Annotated in this window: 18 protein-coding genes and 1 pseudogene; 16 read left to right on the forward strand and 3 right to left on the reverse strand. The window is 48.4% G+C overall.

The window, feature by feature from the left end:
- Nucleotides 1–3 precede the first annotated feature (3 nt).
- The 4 genes and pseudogenes from pilW to KCG54_RS06500 all read left to right on the forward strand — a co-directional run bounded on the left by pilW (nt 4) and on the right by KCG54_RS06500 (nt 3789).
- A complete protein-coding gene (gene pilW, locus KCG54_RS06485; protein ID WP_254323720.1) occupies nt 4–759 on the forward strand; it encodes a type IV pilus biogenesis/stability protein PilW in 756 nt (251 codons plus the stop codon).
- Complete coding sequence (locus KCG54_RS06490; protein WP_254323721.1) at nt 760–1644, forward strand: RodZ domain-containing protein; 885 nt, start codon at nt 760–762, stop codon at nt 1642–1644.
- A 1-nt stretch (nt 1645) separates the two neighbouring features.
- Nucleotides 1646–2910 (forward strand): annotated as a pseudogene (gene ispG / locus KCG54_RS06495) (flavodoxin-dependent (E)-4-hydroxy-3-methylbut-2-enyl-diphosphate synthase).
- A 33-nt stretch (nt 2911–2943) separates the two neighbouring features.
- Nucleotides 2944–3789 carry a DUF817 domain-containing protein gene (locus tag KCG54_RS06500; RefSeq protein WP_254323722.1) on the forward strand — a complete coding sequence of 282 codons (846 nt, stop codon included), beginning with the start codon at nt 2944–2946 and terminating at the stop codon, nt 3787–3789.
- Nucleotides 3790–3848: 59 nt separating this feature from the next.
- Here the strand turns inward: KCG54_RS06500 and KCG54_RS06505 are convergent, their stop codons facing one another.
- Nucleotides 3849–5390 carry an L-lactate MFS transporter gene (locus KCG54_RS06505; protein WP_070608251.1) on the reverse strand — a complete coding sequence of 514 codons (1542 nt, stop codon included), beginning with the start codon at nt 5388–5390 and terminating at the stop codon, nt 3849–3851.
- A gap of 223 nt (nt 5391–5613) precedes the next feature.
- Nucleotides 5614–6195 carry a superoxide dismutase gene (locus tag KCG54_RS06510; RefSeq protein WP_070460856.1) on the reverse strand — a complete coding sequence of 194 codons (582 nt, stop codon included), beginning with the start codon at nt 6193–6195 and terminating at the stop codon, nt 5614–5616.
- Nucleotides 6196–6349: 154 nt separating this feature from the next.
- On the opposite strand from KCG54_RS06510, the gene dnaB reads away from it, so the two are divergent.
- From dnaB to KCG54_RS06540, 6 genes are all read left to right on the forward strand, one after another.
- Nucleotides 6350–7756, forward strand: a complete 1407-nt coding sequence (gene dnaB, locus KCG54_RS06515; protein WP_254323723.1) for a replicative DNA helicase — start codon at nt 6350–6352, stop codon at nt 7754–7756.
- Nucleotides 7757–7913: 157 nt separating this feature from the next.
- Nucleotides 7914–8579 carry a GspH/FimT family pseudopilin gene (locus tag KCG54_RS06520; RefSeq protein ID WP_254323724.1) on the forward strand — a complete coding sequence of 222 codons (666 nt, stop codon included), beginning with the start codon at nt 7914–7916 and terminating at the stop codon, nt 8577–8579.
- A 15-nt stretch (nt 8580–8594) separates the two neighbouring features.
- Entirely contained in the window at nt 8595–9242 is a 648-nt protein-coding gene (pilV, locus tag KCG54_RS06525; RefSeq protein WP_254323725.1) for a type IV pilus modification protein PilV, read from the forward strand.
- Nucleotides 9243–9244: 2 nt separating this feature from the next.
- Entirely contained in the window at nt 9245–10180 is a 936-nt protein-coding gene (locus KCG54_RS06530) for a PilW family protein (protein ID WP_254323726.1), read from the forward strand.
- On the forward strand, nt 10159–10704 hold the full coding sequence (locus KCG54_RS06535; protein WP_254323727.1) for a pilus assembly PilX family protein: 546 nt from the start codon (nt 10159–10161) through the stop codon (nt 10702–10704). The genes KCG54_RS06530 and KCG54_RS06535 overlap by 22 nt, the downstream gene beginning before the upstream one ends.
- 4 nt (nt 10705–10708) lie before the next feature.
- Nucleotides 10709–11197, forward strand: a complete 489-nt coding sequence (locus KCG54_RS06540) for a PilX family type IV pilin (RefSeq protein ID WP_254323728.1) — start codon at nt 10709–10711, stop codon at nt 11195–11197.
- Nucleotides 11198–11248: 51 nt separating this feature from the next.
- Here KCG54_RS06540 and KCG54_RS06545 read toward each other — a convergent pair whose 3' ends face one another.
- Nucleotides 11249–11869 (reverse strand): Smr/MutS family protein, encoded by a 621-nt coding sequence (locus KCG54_RS06545; protein WP_254323729.1) that lies wholly within the window; start codon nt 11867–11869, stop codon nt 11249–11251.
- Between the two features lie 136 nt (nt 11870–12005).
- On the opposite strand from KCG54_RS06545, the gene KCG54_RS06550 reads away from it, so the two are divergent.
- From KCG54_RS06550 to mutL, 6 genes are all read left to right on the forward strand, one after another.
- Complete coding sequence (locus KCG54_RS06550) at nt 12006–12383, forward strand: hypothetical protein (RefSeq protein ID WP_101755531.1); 378 nt, start codon at nt 12006–12008, stop codon at nt 12381–12383.
- Nucleotides 12384–12518: 135 nt separating this feature from the next.
- Nucleotides 12519–13994, forward strand: coding sequence for an anthranilate synthase component I (gene trpE / locus KCG54_RS06555; RefSeq protein ID WP_254323730.1), 1476 nt, complete (start codon nt 12519–12521; stop codon nt 13992–13994).
- A gap of 43 nt (nt 13995–14037) precedes the next feature.
- Complete coding sequence (locus KCG54_RS06560; protein WP_254323731.1) at nt 14038–14607, forward strand: RNA 2'-phosphotransferase; 570 nt, start codon at nt 14038–14040, stop codon at nt 14605–14607.
- A 91-nt stretch (nt 14608–14698) separates the two neighbouring features.
- Nucleotides 14699–15826, forward strand: a complete 1128-nt coding sequence (locus KCG54_RS06565) for a 5-(carboxyamino)imidazole ribonucleotide synthase (protein WP_432761026.1) — start codon at nt 14699–14701, stop codon at nt 15824–15826.
- Nucleotides 15827–15898: 72 nt separating this feature from the next.
- Nucleotides 15899–16381, forward strand: coding sequence for a GNAT family N-acetyltransferase (locus tag KCG54_RS06570; protein ID WP_254323733.1), 483 nt, complete (start codon nt 15899–15901; stop codon nt 16379–16381).
- A 37-nt stretch (nt 16382–16418) separates the two neighbouring features.
- The gene (gene mutL / locus KCG54_RS06575) at nt 16419–18395 is read left to right on the forward strand and encodes a DNA mismatch repair endonuclease MutL (RefSeq protein ID WP_254323734.1); all 1977 of its coding nucleotides are present in this window, start codon (nt 16419–16421) and stop codon (nt 18393–18395) included.
- Nucleotides 18396–18464: the final 69 nt, after the last annotated feature.

Genomic DNA, 18464 nt, shown 5'->3' on the forward strand with positions numbered 1-18464 from the left:
ATTATGAAAATCAAGTTCGGATTCGCTTTACTTACCGCACTGACTCTTTCAGCCTGCGCTTCCTCTTCCGGCCCAAGCCCTAAAGAACGTGCCATTCAAGTTTCTAATATCAAAACCCAACTGGCTGTAGAATATATGCGCGGCCAAAACTACCGCCAAGCTACCGAAAGTATCGAAGAGGCGCTTAAGTCCAATTCAAAAAATGACCTTGCTTGGTTGGTACGCGCCGAGATTTATCAGTATTTGAAGGTCAAAGATAAAGCTCAGGAAAGCTTTCTTAAAGCATTGTCTTTAAAACCTGATAGCGCGGAAGTCAACAACAACTACGGTTGGTTCTTGTGCAATCAAATGAATGCACCAGCCGAATCTTTGGCTTATTTTGATAAAGCACTGGCCGACCCAACCTACCCAAGCCCCTTTATTGCCAATATAAATAAAGGCATTTGCAGCGCAAGGTTAGGCCAATACTCTTTAGCCCAAGCCTATTTGGAAAGATCTTTAGCAGCAAATCCGCAATTCTTCCCTGCTTTCAAAGAACTTGCCCGAACCAAAATGATGGCAGGCAATCTGAACGATGCCGACTATTATTTCCGCCAATACCAAAGCAAAGTTGATGTCCTGCAGGCTGACGATTTACTCTTAGGCTGGCGTTTGGCTACCGCCTTGGGCAATAAACACGCCGCATACGAATACGAAGCCCAACTTAGGGCAAACTTCCCTTATTCAGACGAACTACAAACCGTCACAACAGGCCACTAAATGGAAAATAACGATAAAATCAACTACGACACACAAGCCGCCAAAACATTGGGGGATAAATTACGCAAACACAGAACTGATGCCAAAATCGATATTCAAGATGTTGCCTCACGTTTGAAACTGTCTGCCGAACAAATTGATGCTTTGGAAAAAGGGGAATATTCAGGCTTTCCCGGCTTAGTTTTTGTTTCAGGCTATCTGCGTTCATATGCACGATTTCTGAAAATCGACGAACAAACCATCACCAAACATTTGCTCTCCATTACTCCGCAACTTGAAGACCATGTATACGCGGTAACACGCAGCGCCAACGCCGGCTTAAGCTACACAGACACCGAAAAACAAGGCTTCCCAAAATGGATATTGGGAATAGCCGCATTGGCTTTGGCTGTAGGCGGCGTTTACTTTTGGCAAAGTAAATCCAGTTTTGAAAATGAGCAGGCAAATATTCAGAACAGCAAAGATGTTGCTGATACGATGAAAACGCCTGCCTTAAAAACGGATAATGTTGCCGTTAGCGAAATGACGGAAGACGGCAAAAAAGAAATTACCAATAAGCCTGAAGTGACTAATGATCAAGCAGCTTCTGAAGCTTCTGCCGTAGCACAAGAAGAGAAGCCTGCCGTCAAAATTGAGAAAGACGAACTTTGGATTAAAGTCCAATACCGAAGCAATCTGATTATTACGGATAAAGATGGAAAAGTTGTATTCAGCCGTATCGTTCCGGCCGGAAGCGAACAACGTCTGAGAGGCGGCGCGCCTTACAATGTTTGGATCGGTATTGCAGCCGGCTCGGAAGCCAATTACGGCGGCACACCTATCAAACCTTTGAAATACCGTGTTGCCGGTGAAAAATCCGCCTCTTTTGTTGCAGGAAAAAACTAAAATGACCACACCTAAACGCCGTCAGACACATCAAGTCAAAATTGACCACCTCATCGTCGGCTCCGATGCGCCCGTTGTTGTGCAATCTATGACCAATACCGACACCGCAGATGCAGAAGCAACCGCCCGACAGGTCAAAGAGTTGAGCGATGCCGGCTCAGAAATGGTTCGTATCACGGTCAATACTCCTGAAGCGGCTTCCAAAGTAGCCGAAATCCGCAGCCGCTTAGACGATATGGGTTACACCACGCCTTTGATTGGTGATTTCCATTTCAATGGCGAACGCTTATTGGCTGAATTTCCCGAATGCGGCAAAGCCCTGTCTAAATACCGTATCAACCCGGGTAATGTCGGCAAAGGTGCAAAAGGCGATGAAAAATTTGCCTTTATGATCCGTACTGCCGCAGAAAACAATAAAGCCGTACGCATCGGTGTGAACTGGGGTTCGCTTGATCAAAGCCTTGCCAAGCGCATGATGGATGCCAACCTAGCTTCTGCCACACCGAAGCCGCCTGAAGAAATCATGAAAGAGGCTTTGATTGTTTCTGCGCTGGAATCGGCAGAAAAAGCCGTGGCTTTGGGCTTACCCGAAGACAAAATCATTTTGTCGTGCAAGGTCAGCGCCGTACAAGACTTGATTCAGGTTTACCGCGAATTAGGCAGCCGTTGCCGTTACCCGCTCCATCTCGGTCTGACTGAGGCAGGCATGGGCAGCAAAGGTATTGTAGCATCTACCGCGGCCTTAGCCGTATTGCTGCAAGAAGGTATCGGTGACACCATTCGAATCTCCCTAACCCCGAGCCCGGTAGTTCTCGCACTCAAGAAGTCATTGTCGGTCAGGAAATCCTGCAAACCATGGGCTTGCGCTCCTTTACGCCAATGGTTACAGCCTGCCCGGGTTGCGGCCGTACCACCAGTACTGTATTCCAAGAGTTGGCTCAAGACGTACAAAACTATTTACGCCAAAAAATGGCTGTTTGGCGCACTGAATATCCAGGCGTTGAATCATTGAACGTCGCTGTAATGGGTTGCGTGGTAAATGGTCCGGGCGAAAGCAAACTTGCCGATATCGGTATCAGCCTGCCAGGTACAGGCGAAACACCGGTTGCGCCGGTTTATGTAGACGGCGAGCGGAAAGTCACCCTCAAAGGCGACAATATCGCTGCCGAGTTTTTACAAATCGTTGAAGATTATGTCAAAACCAACTACTGCGAAGGTGGCGCAAAGCGTAAGCAAAACCGTGTCATTCCGATTCAATCTGCCTAAAACATTTTTAAGATAAAGAGGCCGTCTGAAAACATGTTGGGCAAACTGGATACTTGGCTGACTGAGCATCCCAAACGCAAGGATTTGCATGGTTGGCGACGCTTTATCGTTGAATTTTGGTTTTTTGGTTTAAAAGAAGCACGAGCCTGCTTATTTGCAGGCTTGTTTTTCATTGCCATGTTCCTCATTCCGAAAACAGGCTGGTTGGGAATTTCGCGCTACGACCTGCTGCTGATTTTTGCCGTCTCCGTACAAGTAGCCATGCTGTATTTCAAGCTGGAAACTTGGGATGAAGTCAAATCGATTACGCTGTTTCACTTGGTGGGCTTTGCTTTAGAGTGGTTCAAAACATCTGGCGATATCCAATCTTGGAGTTATCCGGATGAGGCATACACCAAAATCGGCGGCGTACCGCAGTTTGCGGGTTTTATGTATGCTGCGGTCGGCAGCTATATCATTCAAGCATGGCGGCTGTTTGACTTAAAAATCAAAAGCCATCCGCCGTATTGGTTGGGCACTTTGTGCGCACTGGCGATTTATATCAATTTTTTCACCCATCACTATATCGGCGACTATCGCTGGTATCTCGCTGCTTTTGCTCTCGGCCTATACGCCCGGACAACGGTCTTGTACACACCCTATGACACCACTCGCAAAATGCCGCTCCTGCTCGCTTTCGTCCTGATTGGATTTTTTATTTGGCTGGCGGAAAATTTGGGAACCCTATTCGGCGTTTGGCGCTATCCCAACCAAATCGGCGCTTGGGCATCGGTACACATCAGCAAATGGAGTTCATGGGCATTACTGGTGATGATGACTTTTACCATCGTTGCGAATTTAAAACACATCAAACATACCATCAGCGTATCAAAAGATTAATTGTTCAACATGTAAAAAAGGCCGTCTGAAACTTTCAGACGGCCTCTAATTTTCAACAATCAATTAAACAAACTTAAGGCTTTAACAAACACCATAATGACGCCATAGCCCAAAGGAATGCAAACCAAAGCCCAGCGCCACCATACGCCGATACCACCTGCTGATACTTTCTTGCTGATCAGATAAGCATCGGATACAGCGGTTTCATCATCGGGGTTACCACTATGTGCCGCGACCTTAATGTCTTTTTCGTGATGCTTTTCATGAACCGAACGGACACTCAAATTACACAATAAGCCGACAATCAACAAACCCGCCATAATATACATGGTAATGCTATAAGCTTCAGCAGCCGGAACGCCGCTTTCAATTTGGCTTTGGCGGATATAGTTGACCAACACCGGGCCAATAACAGCCGCAGTTGACCATGCCAGCAAAATCCTGCCGTGGATTGCACCGACTTGATAAGTGCCGAACAAATCCTTCAAATACGCCGGAATCGCTGCAAAACCGCCGCCATACATGGAAATAATGACGCAGAAACCAATAACAAACAAAGCCTTGTTACCGCTCCCGCCAATAGACGGAATGGCAAAATACAACAGCGAGCCGAGCACAAAGAAAATAGTATAAGTATTTTTACGCCCGATTTTGTCGGACACGCTGGACCACAAAAATCGGCCGCCCATATTAAACAGGCTCAACAGGCTCACAAAACCTGCCGCCGCACCTGCGCCAATGGCAGCCTGTTTACCGACAGAAGTTTCAGAAAACAGCTCCTGAATCATGACAGAAGCCTGACCTAAAACGCCGATACCCGCTGTCACGTTCAGACACAACACCCAAAACAAGAGCCAAAATTGTGGCGTCTTCATGGCTTCGGAAACATTGACGTGATTACTGCTGACCAATTTGTTTTTGATTTTCGGCGCAACATAACCTTTAGGTTTCCAGCCATCGGCAGGTACACGGATCGTAAACGCGCCGAACATCATCAACACCAAATAAAACAATCCTAAAACGACAAAAGCCTGCGCTACGCCAACTGAAGTTTCACTGGAGAAAAAATTCATCAGCGACACGGATAAAGGCGAAGCCAACATCGCGCCGCCGCCAAAACCCATAATCGCCAAGCCTGTCGCCATGCCCGGTTTATCGGGAAACCATTTCATCAGTGTCGATACAGGCCCGATATAACCCAAGCCCAAACCAACCCCGCCAATCACACCATTGCCCAAATAAAGCAAAAACAGATTATGCGTATGGACGCCAATCGCCGACACAAAAAAGCCCAAACTAAAACAGCAGGCGGCAACAAACATCGCCTTACGCGGCCCAACGCGTTCCATCCAAGTACCAAACATAGCGGCAGACGCGCCCAACATCGCCAAGGCAATGCTAAAAATCCAACCAACCGTGGTCAGCTTCCAATCTCCTGCAGCTGACTCAGTAATACCGATAAGCTTGGTTAGCGGCGCATTGAACACGGAATAAGCGTATATCTGCCCGATGGCAAGATGTACGGCCAAAGCGGCAGGCGGTACCAGCCAACGATTAAAGCCGGGTTTGGCAATGGTTGCCTCACGGTCTAGAAATTTCATAAAATCCTCTTGTCTATGTGTGTCAAACGCTGATTCCATATCATGCGAAATCAGAAAATTGTTGACAATATTTTAGCATAATCTCCCGTTTATCCTTTTTTCTGCTCCATGATAATTTTGCGCATCAGACAGAAAAAACATTCATCTAAACCATTTCTTCACACCCATATCGACAAAAAGGCCGTCTGAAAATTTTTCAGACGGCCTTTTCATTCATATCGTTTTATGCGGCAAAGCGTTTGGCAACTTCATCCCAGTTAACAATTTCCCAGAAACCTTTCAGGTAGTTAGGACGGCTGTTACGGTAGTCGATGTAGTAGGCGTGTTCCCATACGTCGCAAGTCAACAGCGGAGTGTTTTCAGTAGTCAGCGGAGTACCTGCATTGGAAGTAGAAACCAGATCCAATTCACCGGCAGGCGTTTTCACCAACCATGCCCAACCAGAGCCGAAAGTACCGGCCGCGCAAGCATCGAACGCTTCTTGGAATTTCTCGAAGCTGCCCCATTTGGCATCGATGGCCGCAGCCAATTCGCCGGCAGGTTTGCCTTGGCCTTTAGGGGTAAAGCCCAGCCAGTAGAAAGTATGGTTCCACGTTTGGGCAGCGTTGTTGAACATACCGCCGGAAGATTTTTTCAGGATTTCTTCCAAAGGCATTTCTTCAAACTCAGTGCCTTTGATTTGATTGTTCAAATTGGTGATGTAAGTTTGATGGTGTTTGCCGTAGTGAAACTCCAAAGTTTCTTTGGTCAGATGAGGGGACAACGCATCCAGTTCATAAGGCAATTGTGGCAGCTTGTGTTCCATTTTTATGCTCCTAATTATTGATATTTATATTTTGGTAGTGTGTGTTGTCAAATCGACAACATTGCTATTTTACCTGCTTTAGCCTAAACAAACCAATTGAACTTACACTGCGCTATAATAGTGGATTGCAATTTTCCAGCCAGAGATGCCCGTCATGAGCAATTATTCCGATATGCCGTCTGAAGACCGTGAAATCAGCGCATTGTCACTGCCGCCACATTCCACTGAAGCGGAGCAATCCGTATTGGGCGGCTTGATGCTGGAAAATTCTGCTTGGGACCGTATTGCTGATGTCGTTTCCGGCGAGGATTTCTATCGCCACGAACACCGCCTGATTTTTCGTGCGATTGCCAACCTGATTAATGAAAGCCGTCCTGCCGACGTTATTACCGTCCAAGAAAATTTGGAACGCAATGAAGAATTGGAAGCGGCAGGCGGATTCAACTATCTGATTACACTGGCGCAAAACACGCCATCCGCTGCCAATATCCGCCGCTACGCCGAAATTGTGCGCGAGCGTTCCATCATGCGCCAGCTTGCCGAAGTCGGCACGGAAATTGCACGCAGCGCATACAATCCGCAAGGGCGCGATGCAGGCCAGCTTTTGGACGAGGCGGAAAACAAAGTATTCCAAATTGCCGAAAGTACCGCAAAATCCAAACAAGGCTTCCTTGAGATGCCCGACCTTTTGAAAGAAGTGGTCGAGCGCATCGATATGCTTTATTCGCGCGACAATCCTGATGAGGTAACCGGCATATCGACAGGTTTTATCGACCTCGACAAAAAAACATCAGGCCTCCAACCGGGCGATTTGATCATCGTCGCAGGCCGTCCATCTATGGGTAAAACCGCTTTTTCGATCAATATTGCGGAACACGTTGCCGTAGAGGGCAAGCTGCCTGTCGCCGTATTTTCGATGGAGATGGGCGGTGCGCAGCTGGTTATGCGTATGCTGGGTTCAGTCGGACGTTTAGACCAAAGCGTTTTAAAAACCGGCAGATTGCAAGACGAACACTGGGGCCGTCTGAACGAGGCGGTCGTTAAACTCTCCGATGCACCCATGTATATCGATGAAACTCCGGGTTTGACCGCGCTCGAACTGCGCGCCCGCGCCCGCCGTCTTGCGCGTCAATTCAACGGCAAATTGGGCTTGATCGTCATCGACTACCTGCAGTTAATGTCAGGCTCCGGCCGTTCTGACAACCGCGCTTCCGAGCTTGGCGAAATTTCCCGCTCACTCAAAGCATTGGCCAAAGAATTGCAAGTTCCCGTCATTGCCCTGTCGCAGTTAAGCCGTACAGTTGAGCAGCGTACCGACAAACGCCCGATGATGTCCGACTTGCGTGAATCCGGCGCAATCGAACAAGATGCCGACTTGATTATGTTCATGTATCGCGATGAATACTACAACTCAGACTCACCCGCAAAAGGCTTGGCGGAATGTATTATCGGCAAACACCGTAACGGCCCTGTCGGGAAAGTATTCCTCACTTGGATGGGGCAATTTACCAAATTTGATAATGCTGCCTATGTTCCAGAATCCATGTTGATGGAAGATTGAGACAGATTGTCTGAAAAACTAACCGAATTTCATATTTCATTAGTCACGCATTACAAAATCGTTTAAAATAAATCTAATAAAAGCAAAAGCATTGCCACAGGCAAGTGCAAAAGAGAAAACGTCAGTTACCCAACACATTACTACCAAAAAATCACTCATGTATCAGACACAAAAAGGCTTCACCCTAATTGAGTTGCTGATCGTCATTACTATTGCAGCAGTAATGGCAGTCATCGCACTTCCCAATATGAATCAATGGATTGCCTCTAGACGTGCGGCATCGCAAGCAGAGCAAATTGCCAACCTGTTGCGCTTCGCGCGTAATGAGGCCGTCCGTCTCAATCTTCCCGTTTACATCTGCCCGGTCAAAATTAAATCCGATGGCTCGCCCAATAATGGTTGCGATTCCAAATATGCCGGTAATGGTATGTTGGCTTACGCTGATAAAAACGAAGATTCCAACTATAAAAACGATACAGTCGATTTATCCGTCCGTTCCATTATTCTTAATGGAGATACTGACAAAGTGGAATACAGCTTCAACCATATCCCTACCGGTACTGAACGTCCTGCACTATCTGCTTCCGCTTCAAAAGAAGTCTGGTGGAGATTCCTGCCCAATGGTACATTTGGCCATTCGACCGATGGCAAAAATTATCAATTTTCAGACGGCTACATCAAAATCAGCCTGACGGATAAATCCACCGCCGATGCTGAAACCAAGAAAGCCCGTGCTACCGTACTTTTAATCAATGGCAATGGGCATGTCGAAATCTGTACTAAAAACGATGAGCGCAAAATGTGCGAATACACTTCCAAATAATAACAACGGTATCTTATGAACATTACTAATCCTACTCATCTCAGATCATTTAAAGGCCGTCTGAAAACAAGTCCAACAAGCTTTACCCCAAAACTTCAATCAGGCATGACCCTGATTGAAGTTTTGATTGCCATGTTTGTCCTTGCCATCGGTGTGCTGGCCCTTCTGGCTGTCCAACTGCGTACCGTATCCAACGTGCGCGAGTCTGAAAATCAAACCAGCGTCGCCCAAATTACGCAAAATCTGATTGAAGGCATGCTCATTAACCCAACGCTCTCTGAAGAAACCGATACTACAGGGGAAAAAACCTCCCGTTATAAAAAATCCTATGATGCCTATCTAAAATCCGACTCTAAACAAACTGCAAAATTTGAAGCCAAAATGACTAAAGCGCAACTTGCGCAGGCGCAAATTGCCCAGTTTAAGGCTGACTTAACCAAAGCCCTTCCCGAAGCCCAAGTCTTCTCGACCATCTGCAAAGATTCTTCCGGCGCAGAGCCAACTTACGAAAATGGGTTTAATGCAAAATGCGATGGCAAAGGCGACACGACCATCGTGAAAGTTTTATGGTTGCAAGATGTCGAAGAAGAAAATAGCGCAAAAAATCTCAACACATCGGGGCATCACGTTGTCTATACCTACCAATCACGCGTAAGAGACTAACAATGAACAATAAACGCTTACTCAACCATATTCCCAATAAAACCACTATGCGCGGTTTCAGCATCCTTGAATTTCTGGTTGCCAGCCTGCTCAGCATGATCGTCTTAATGGCTGTCAGCTCCACCTACTTTACTGCACGTGGATTGAACAAATCTGCCAACACCCGTATCGGTATCCAACAAGATTTGCGTAACACCGCCAATATGATCGTCCGTGATGCGCGTATGGCAGGCAATTTCGGCTGCTTCAATATGTCGAATTCTCCCGCCTCTGCAGTAATAGAAGACAAAAGCTCGGATGAATACACATTGAAAACAGCTAGTGTGAATAAGCTGTTACCGGTTAAAGAAATCAATAAATTAGGCTATGCAGGTTTTGCTCAAACCGGCAAAGCCCTGCTGTTTCAATATGGAATCGACAAAGCAAACCCTGCTGCAAAAACTGCTATTGTCAGTAGCTGCTCAGGCATTGCAAAGCCTCAAACAGAAATTAAAGATTTAGCTGCGGCAAAATTGGCTTTAAAAATTAACGACTCTGATCAAGACGGCAGTATCGCCATCATGAAACATGAAATGATTGCCTACGCTGCCGGCAAACTTGGTGAAGAGAGCGGTTTGTTCCGTTTCCAATTATCAAATGATGGCTCATGGAGTAATCCGCAGCTGTTGATTAAAGGCATTACAACCATGGATATCCACTATATCTATGCAGAATGTCCTGATTCTGAAAATGCATCTGCCAGCGGAGTAAATACAGAATCATTTGATTACAAAAACGCATTGGATATCTCAGCTGAGGCTAAGTCTCCGGCTTCTATCCAAATCGTACTGAATAACGGCAGTATTGACCCATCAAAAGAACAAGACAATAAAGTCGATATCTATAATATTAATGCCACTATCCGCGGAGGAAACGTATGCGCCGACCGATCACTCTAATCAAACCTGACCGGCAGCAGGGCTATGCTTTGTTTATCGTCTTAATGATGATGGTCGTCATCGCCCTGCTCGTGGTCACAGCTACCCAGTCATACAATACTGAACAGCGTATCAGCACCAATGATGCCGACCGCAAACTGGCAACCACCCTAGCCGAAGCGGCACTGCGTGAAGGTGAAAATCAAATTTTTGATATTGAAGGTAAAAAGACTACTTTTACCGCAAAATGTAAAAAAGGTTTATGTTCCACACCAAACGTAAAATCCAATGGCGATTTTACTGAAGAAGGTAGCCCAACCGTAGATGCTTGGAAGCGCAAATGCGACAAAAACCTGTGTATTGACACCAATGGTACGGAATATCCTTTAGATAAAAAAAGCGGCATCGTAAATAATCCACGCTACATCATCGAATATTTAGGCAAAACTACTGATGGTCGAATTACCTACCGTGTTACAGCCAAGGCATGGGGTAAGAATGCCAATACCCAAGTCGTTCTTCAGTCTTACGTTGCCAGCGAATAATAAAATGAATACCACCTCTACCCAACAACTAGGCTTTACGCTGGTTGAGATGATGATTGCCGTCGCCATCTTAGGCATCCTGAGCATCATTGCCATTCCCTCTTACAACCGCTACATTGAACGAGGCTACCAATCACAAGTGCATGCCGAGTTAGTCGCCATCAATTCCGCTTTTAAAAACCAGATGGTTAAAAATCCAAAGTGGAAAACTGATGAGATTAAAACTCAGTTGGATGACTTTATTTCCTCATACAAAGGCCATAAAGATTTGGCAGACAAATACAAATACTCCGCCGAAATGATTGATGCCAGTACAAGCCGAGCCTATCGTTTGAAAGCCATTCCCACAAAAACAGGCTATACCCTTTCCGTTTGGATGGATAGTTTGGGCAATGCTTACAAATGCACTGATATTGATTCAGCCAATAATTTCAAAACCGCAATGACCAATGGAAAAGGTTGCGAATCAATTTCCAAAAAGAAATCTTCTTAGTCTGTCAACCATAAAAAGCAGTGTCATTTTATCGACACTGCTTTTTATATTTTACTGTTTCCAATCATCGTCTCGGCGTTGACGCTTCAACAAGATCCTGACTGCGCCATCATTGCCTTGTCGAGGCTCAACATAAGCCAACACATCAGGATGCTGCATCAACCAGCGACGCGTCATATTTTTCAAAATAGGTTTATAGCCTGCAGAACCCAAGCCGCTGCCGTGGACAATCTCGCCGCAAACGCCGCGTTTTTTCGTAAGCTCAATAAATTCGTTCAATACCTGCTGCGCCTCTTCCTGCGTATAGCCGTGCAAATCCACATCAGCCACAACAGGATAATGGCCGTTTCGCAAACGCATCAAATCATTTTTACCCTGCCCGTTTTTACTGAACGAAGCCGGCGGTTCTTCCCAGCCGCCGCTGCCTACATAAAAATAATCTTCCTGCTCCAAAGTCGCCATTTCTTTGGGGCGCGGCTTGATCGGAGATTTATCACGGGGCTGTTCATAATAGTTGCCGGCATTTTTCAAAGGCGTAATCTTGCCAACTGCCTTGCTGAAATCCACATCCTCTACCTGCTTTTTAGCCTTAGCTTCCTCTTCCCGCTCCGCTGCTTCCTTTTTTGCCTGTTTGCCCAAAGCCTTCAGCGTTTCTTGAAAGTTTGCCGTCATGGTTTGTCCTTTCCAAAAAATTGATTGCACCCATTATAGCAAACCCGACTACAAGGCCGTCTGAAAGACTCTTATCATCGCTTCTTGTTTAGGGTATAGTATTAACGCATTGCCAGTCTTATAAAAGAGAGAAAATATGTTTAAACGCCCGGAAGAAATCATCGTCTTGATACTTGCCCTATTATGGGTCGGACTCAGCTACTACTTTGCCGCCATTCTGATTTCAGATGCCTACACCATTCTCCTGATTACCGTACTGACTTTTGTTTGGGCGGCCATCTGTTTCCTTTTATGGCAACGCAACTTAAGCCGTCATATTTGGCCGCTGTTCCTCGGCAGCCTGGTTGCCTGCTGGTGGCCGTACTTCACTTGGCTTGCAAGCGACGTTCCCGAAGGCACATGGTATTCAGGCTGGACATTCAAATCCATTATCGCCTTGATTCCCGTTGTGGCCGCTTATATCTTCAAGTGGAAACGGAGCCGAAAAAACAAAATCTCCAACACCATTGCCTGATACCTCGCGCCGTCTTTTTCAGACGGCGTTTTCCATATCTGACATAACGCTCAGACTGTCAACAATTCCAATAAAATGCTATACTCTTCACACGATTTAACACCCTAAAACAGGCCGTCTGAAAGACTTATCAAGATGATCAGCAAACAAGAATACCAAGCCCAAGCCGCACAAGGTTACAACCGCATTCCACTCGTTCAAGAGCTGCTTGCCGACTTGGACACACCGCTCTCAATCTACCTCAAACTTGCAAACAAGCCTTTCACCTACCTGCTCGAATCCGTTGTCGGTGGCGAACGCTTCGGCCGCTATTCCTTTATCGGCCTGCCTTGCAGCCACTATCTGAAAACCAGCGGCAAACATGTCGATGTGTATCAAAACGGCGAAATCGTCGAACAACACGACGGCAATCCCCTACCCTTTATCGAAGCCTTTCACAACCGCTTCAAAACGCCCGAAATCCCAAGCCTGCCGCGCTTTACAGGTGGCCTGGTCGGCTACTTCGGTTATGAAACCATCTACAATTTCGAACATTTTGCCCACCGCCTGAAACATACGGCCAAAGCCGATCCGCTCGGTACGCCCGACATCCTCCTGATGCTCTCGCAAGAGCTTGCCGTAGTGGATAACCTAAGCGGCAAAATCTACCTGATTGTTTATGCCGATCCGTCTCAAGCCAACGGCTACGAACGCGCACGCGAACGTCTTGAAGACATCCGTACCCAGCTACGCCAAAGTTGCGCCATCCCGCTCTCGCTCGGTAGCAAACAAACCCAAGCAGTCAGCGAATTTGGAGAAGAACCTTTTCAAGCCTGCGTCAATAAAATCAAAGACTACATCTTTGCAGGCGACTGCATGCAGGTTGTCCCCAGCCAACGCATGAGCATGGAATTTACCGACAATCCGCTTGCCCTCTACCGCGCCCTGCGTACGCTAAACCCATCGCCGTATATGTTCTACTACAATTTCGGCGATTTCCATATTGTCGGCTCTTCGCCCGAAATCCTCGTCCGCCGCGAACGCGACGACGTCATCGTCCGTCCTATCGCCGGTACACGCCTGCGCGGCAAAACACCAGCCGAAGACCTTGCCAACGAGCAAGACCTGCTGAGCGATGCCAAAGAGATTGCCGAACACGTCATGTTGATTGACTTAGGACGAAACGACGTCGGCCGCATCAGTAAAACCGGCGAAGTCAAAGTCACCGACAAAATGGTGATTGAAAAATACTCCCATGTGATGCACATCGTCTCCAACGTCGAAGGTCGTCTGAAAGACGGTATGACCAACATGGACATCCTCGCCGCCACCTTCCCGGCAGGCACACTTTCCGGTGCCCCAAAAGTCCGCGCCATGGAAATCATTGAAGAAGTCGAACCAAGCAAACGCGGCATCTACGGCGGCGCAGTCGGCGTATGGAGTTTCAACAACGACATGGACTTGGCCATTGCCATCCGCACTGCCGTGATTAAAAATAATACCCTCTTCGTCCAAAGTGGCGCAGGCGTAGTTGCCGACTCCGACCCAACCTCCGAATGGCAAGAAACCCAAAACAAAGCCCGCGCAGTAATCCGCGCAGCGCAAATGGTTCAAGAAGGGTTGGATAAATAAATTTCAGACGGCCTATGCTCTGAAATGACTAAACAACAAGATTATGATACTAAACGAAAAACAACTAAAATCCATCAGCAAATACCTCAGCTTTATCTTACGCCATCATCCCGAGCAAATCGGCATTACTTTGGATAAAGACGGCTGGGTGGATATTGATACCCTACTGACGCAGGTAAACCATCCCGAGCGTGGCTTTACGGGCAATCCGCTGACCTATGAAGTATTGTTGGAAGTGGTCGAAAACAACGATAAAAAACGGTTTACCCTTTCTGAAGACGGCAAACGCATCCGCGCGGCGCAAGGTCATTCGACGGCACAAGTTCAGGTCGAACACAAAGTGGCAACGCCTCCTCAGATTTTGTATCACGGTACGGCTGAGCGCTCCGTTCCGTCTATATTGGAACAAGGCCTGCATTCTGCCTCGCGCCATTTTGTCCATCTGTCTGCTGATGCTGCAACAGCCGTCAACGTCGGCTCCCGACACGGCAAGCCGGTTGTATTGACCATCGACACTGTCGCCATGCTTGCGGCAGGACATCAATTTTATCTGGCGGACAACGGCGTATGGTTAACTGAAAACGTTCCGCCGCAATTTATCGGCAAGCTTTAAAACATCAGGCCGTCTGAAGCCGTAAAACCATGTTCAGACGGCCTGCAAACACCCTACCCAATTTCTTCATAAAGCGATTATCCATGAACACATCCCCATCCTCCCTCCTGCTATGCTCGGCATTCTTGGCGGCGGACAATTAGGCAAAATGTTTACTGTTGCTGCCAAAACCATGGGCTACAAAGTAACTGTACTCGATCCCGACCCGAATGCGCCGGCGGCGGAATTTGCCGACTGCCATTTGTGCGCGCCGTTTGACGATGAAGCAGCTTTGGAAGAATTGGCAAAATGCGCGGCGGTTACGACCGAGTTTGAAAACGTCAATGCTGGCGCGATGCGTTTTCTCGCCAAATACACCAATGTTTCCCCCAGTGGCGACTGTGTTGCCATCGCGCAAAACCGCATTCAGGAAAAGGCATGGATACGCAAAGCAGGCCTGCAAACCGCGCCGTATCAAGCAGTTTGCAAAGCCGAAGACATTACTGAAGAAAGCGTACAATTTCTGCCCGGCATCCTGAAAACCGCTACTTTGGGCTATGACGGCAAAGGCCAAATCCGCGTAAAAACATTGGATGAACTCAAAGCCGCGTTTGCCGAACATGGCGGCGTGGATTGCGTTTTAGAGAAAATGGTGGACTTGCGCGGCGAAATTTCCGTTATTGTATGCCGTCTGAACAATGACAACGTGCAAACTTTCGACCCTGCCGAAAATATTCACGAAAACGGCATCCTCGCCTACTCCATCGTCCCTGCGCGACTGAGTGCCGACGTGCAGCAACAGGCGCGACAAATGGCGCAGCGTTTGGCCGATGAATTAAACTACGTCGGCGTATTGGCAGTAGAAATGTTTGTTGTCGGCGACACGCATGAATTGGTCGTCAACGAAATCGCGCCGCGTCCGCACAATTCCGGCCACCACACTATCGACGCCTGCGCGGCAGACCAATTCCAGCAACAGGTCCGCCTGATGTGCAACCTGCCTCCGGCTGACACCAAATTGCTGGCTTCTTGCTGTATGGCGAATATTTTGGGTGACGTTTGGAAGGAAGACGGCGGCGAACCCAAATGGTTGCCGCTGCAAAGCAACCCGAATGCACATCTGCATCTTTACGGTAAAAAAGCCGCGCGCCAAGGCCGAAAAATGGGCCACTTTACCGTCTTGGCCAATGATGCGGACAATGCGTTCCAAACCGCACAAACCTTACATCAAAGCCTGTAACCTTACCCACTTTTTTCAGACGGCCTTTGATCGCTAAAGGCCGTCTGAAATCAATTTTTCCGACCATCCGCCATGAGCCTTCTGACCATCCTCCGTCCGGCAACCGAAAAAGACTGCCAAGACATACACAACGCCCATCTGCATGCCGTTCAATACGCCTGCATCCGCAGTTACGATGAAACCATTATGCACGCATGGGAAAGTCTGCTCGATATCAACAGCTATTTGGAAACCATCTCCGATAAAAACAAAGCTTTGTGGGTGGTCGAATACAAAGGGCTGATTCAAGGCTTCTTCCAAGTCGATTTCAAAGAAGCGCAACTGGACGCCTTATACGTCCATCCGCTCTTCCACAATCTCGGCTTGGGTACGGCCCTGCTCAGCCGCGCCGAAGAAATGGCACGAAATGCAGGTCTCAGCTTTCTCAAACTGTATGCCTCTCTCAATTCCGTACCTTTCTATCGGCTCAACCATTATGAATCGCTCGGCACTGCCGTGTTGCAGCTGAACAAAATCGTCCGCGTCGAATGCGAATTGATGCGCAAATACCTGTAATTTTCCCCTTCCGCTGTTGCTTTTTTGAAAGAAACCGATGTCCCGAATTGCCGCCCTGCCCGACCATCTTGTCAACCAAATTGCCGCCGGCGAAGTGGTCGAACGCCCTGCCAACGCCTTAAAAGAAATCGTTGAAAACAGTATCGATGCAGGTGCAACGGCGATTGATGTCGAGCTGGCCGGCGGCGGCATCCGCCTGATTCGCGTCAGCGACAACGGCAGCGGTATCCATCCGGACGACATCGAGCTCGCACTCCACCGCCACGCCACCAGCAAAATCAAAACCTTAAACGATTTGGAACACGTTGCCAGCATGGGCTTTCGAGGTGAAGGCTTGGCCAGTATCGCCTCCGTCAGCCGCCTGACCCTGACCAGCCGTCAAGAAGACAGTTCGCACGCAACCCAAGTCAAAGCCGAAGACGGCAAACTCAGCAGCCCTACGGCAGCCGCCCACCCCGTCGGCACCACCATCGAAGCCGCCGAACTCTTCTTCAATACCCCCGCGCGGCGCAAGTTCCTCAAATCTGAAAACACCGAATACGCCCACTGCGCCACTATGCTCGAACGCCTCGCGCTGGCGCATCCGCATATCGCCTTCTCGCTCAAACGCGACGGCAAACAAGTGTTCAAGCTTCCTGCACAAAGCCTGCATGAACGGATTGCCGCCATTGTCGGCGATGATTTTCAGACGGCTTCATTGGAAATTGACAGCGGCAATGGCGCGCTGCGGCTCTATGGCGCGATTACCAAGCCGACTTTTGCCAAAGGCAAAACCGACAAACAATACTGCTTCGTCAACCATCGCTTCGTGCGCGACAAAGTCATGCTCCATGCTGTCAAACAGGCATACCGCGACGTATTGCACAACGCGCTGACGCCTGCTTTCGTCCTCTTTCTCGACCTTCCGCCCGAAGCCGTGGATGTCAACGTCCACCCGACCAAAACCGAAATCCGCTTCCGCGACAGCCAGCAAGTACACCAACTCGTGTTCCACACGCTCAACAAAGCCCTTGCCGACACACGCGCCGACTTGACCGAAAGCGTCAGCAACGCAGGCGAAGTGTTGCATGACATTACCGGCATTACACCTGCACCAATGCCGTCTGAAAACAACAGCGAAAATCTGTTTGATAACGCATCCAACTACCCGACAGGCAACAAACCCGATACACGCAATGCCTTTGTTTCGTCAGGCAAAACCGCGCCCATGCCTTACCAAGCCGCGCGCGCGCCGCAACAACGCAGCCTGTCCCTGCGCGAAAGCCGCGCAGCCATGAATACTTACGTCGAACTCTACAGAAAAACCGACGACATCGACCTTGAGTTAAGCCAATTCGAGCAAGCACGTTTCGGCAATATGCCGTCTGAAACGCCTACTCCCCAAACAGATACGCCGCTTTCAGACAACCTTCCCTCCCAATCCGAACTGCCGCCACTCGGTTTTGCCATTGCCCAATTACTTGGCATCTACATACTTGCCCAAGCAGAAGACAGCCTGTTGCTCATCGATATGCACGCTGCCGCCGAACGCGTCAACTACGAGAAAATGAAACGCCAACGTCAGGCAAACGGCAATCTGCAAAGCCAACGCCTGCTTATTCCCGTAACCTTTGCCGCGTCCCACGAAGAATGCGCCGCCCTTGCCGATCATGCCGAAACGCTGGCAGGCTTCGGGCTGGAATTGTCCGACATGGGCGGCAATACCCTTGCCGTCCGTGCAGTTCCCGCCATGCTCGGCAAAGCCGACGTCGTTTCACTGGCCAAAGATGTATTGGGCGAACTCGCCCAAGTCGGCAGCAGCCAAACCATCGAAGAACACGAAAACCACATCCTCGCCACCATGTCCTGCCACGGCTCAGTCCGCGCTGGCCGCCAGCTTACCCTGCCGGAAATGAATGCACTCCTTCGCGATATGGAAAATACGCCGCGCAGCAACCAGTGCAATCACGGCCGTCCGACTTGGGTCAAACTGACTTTAAAAGAATTGGATGCGTTGTTTTTACGCGGACAGTAACGCTAATAAAAAGGCCGTCTGAAAATGCTTTCAAACGGCCTGAGACCTTTGCAAAATTCCTTTCTTTCC

This window comes from Neisseria subflava (assembly GCF_024205705.1).
GTDB classification, from domain to species: Bacteria; Pseudomonadota; Gammaproteobacteria; order Burkholderiales; family Neisseriaceae; genus Neisseria; species Neisseria subflava_D.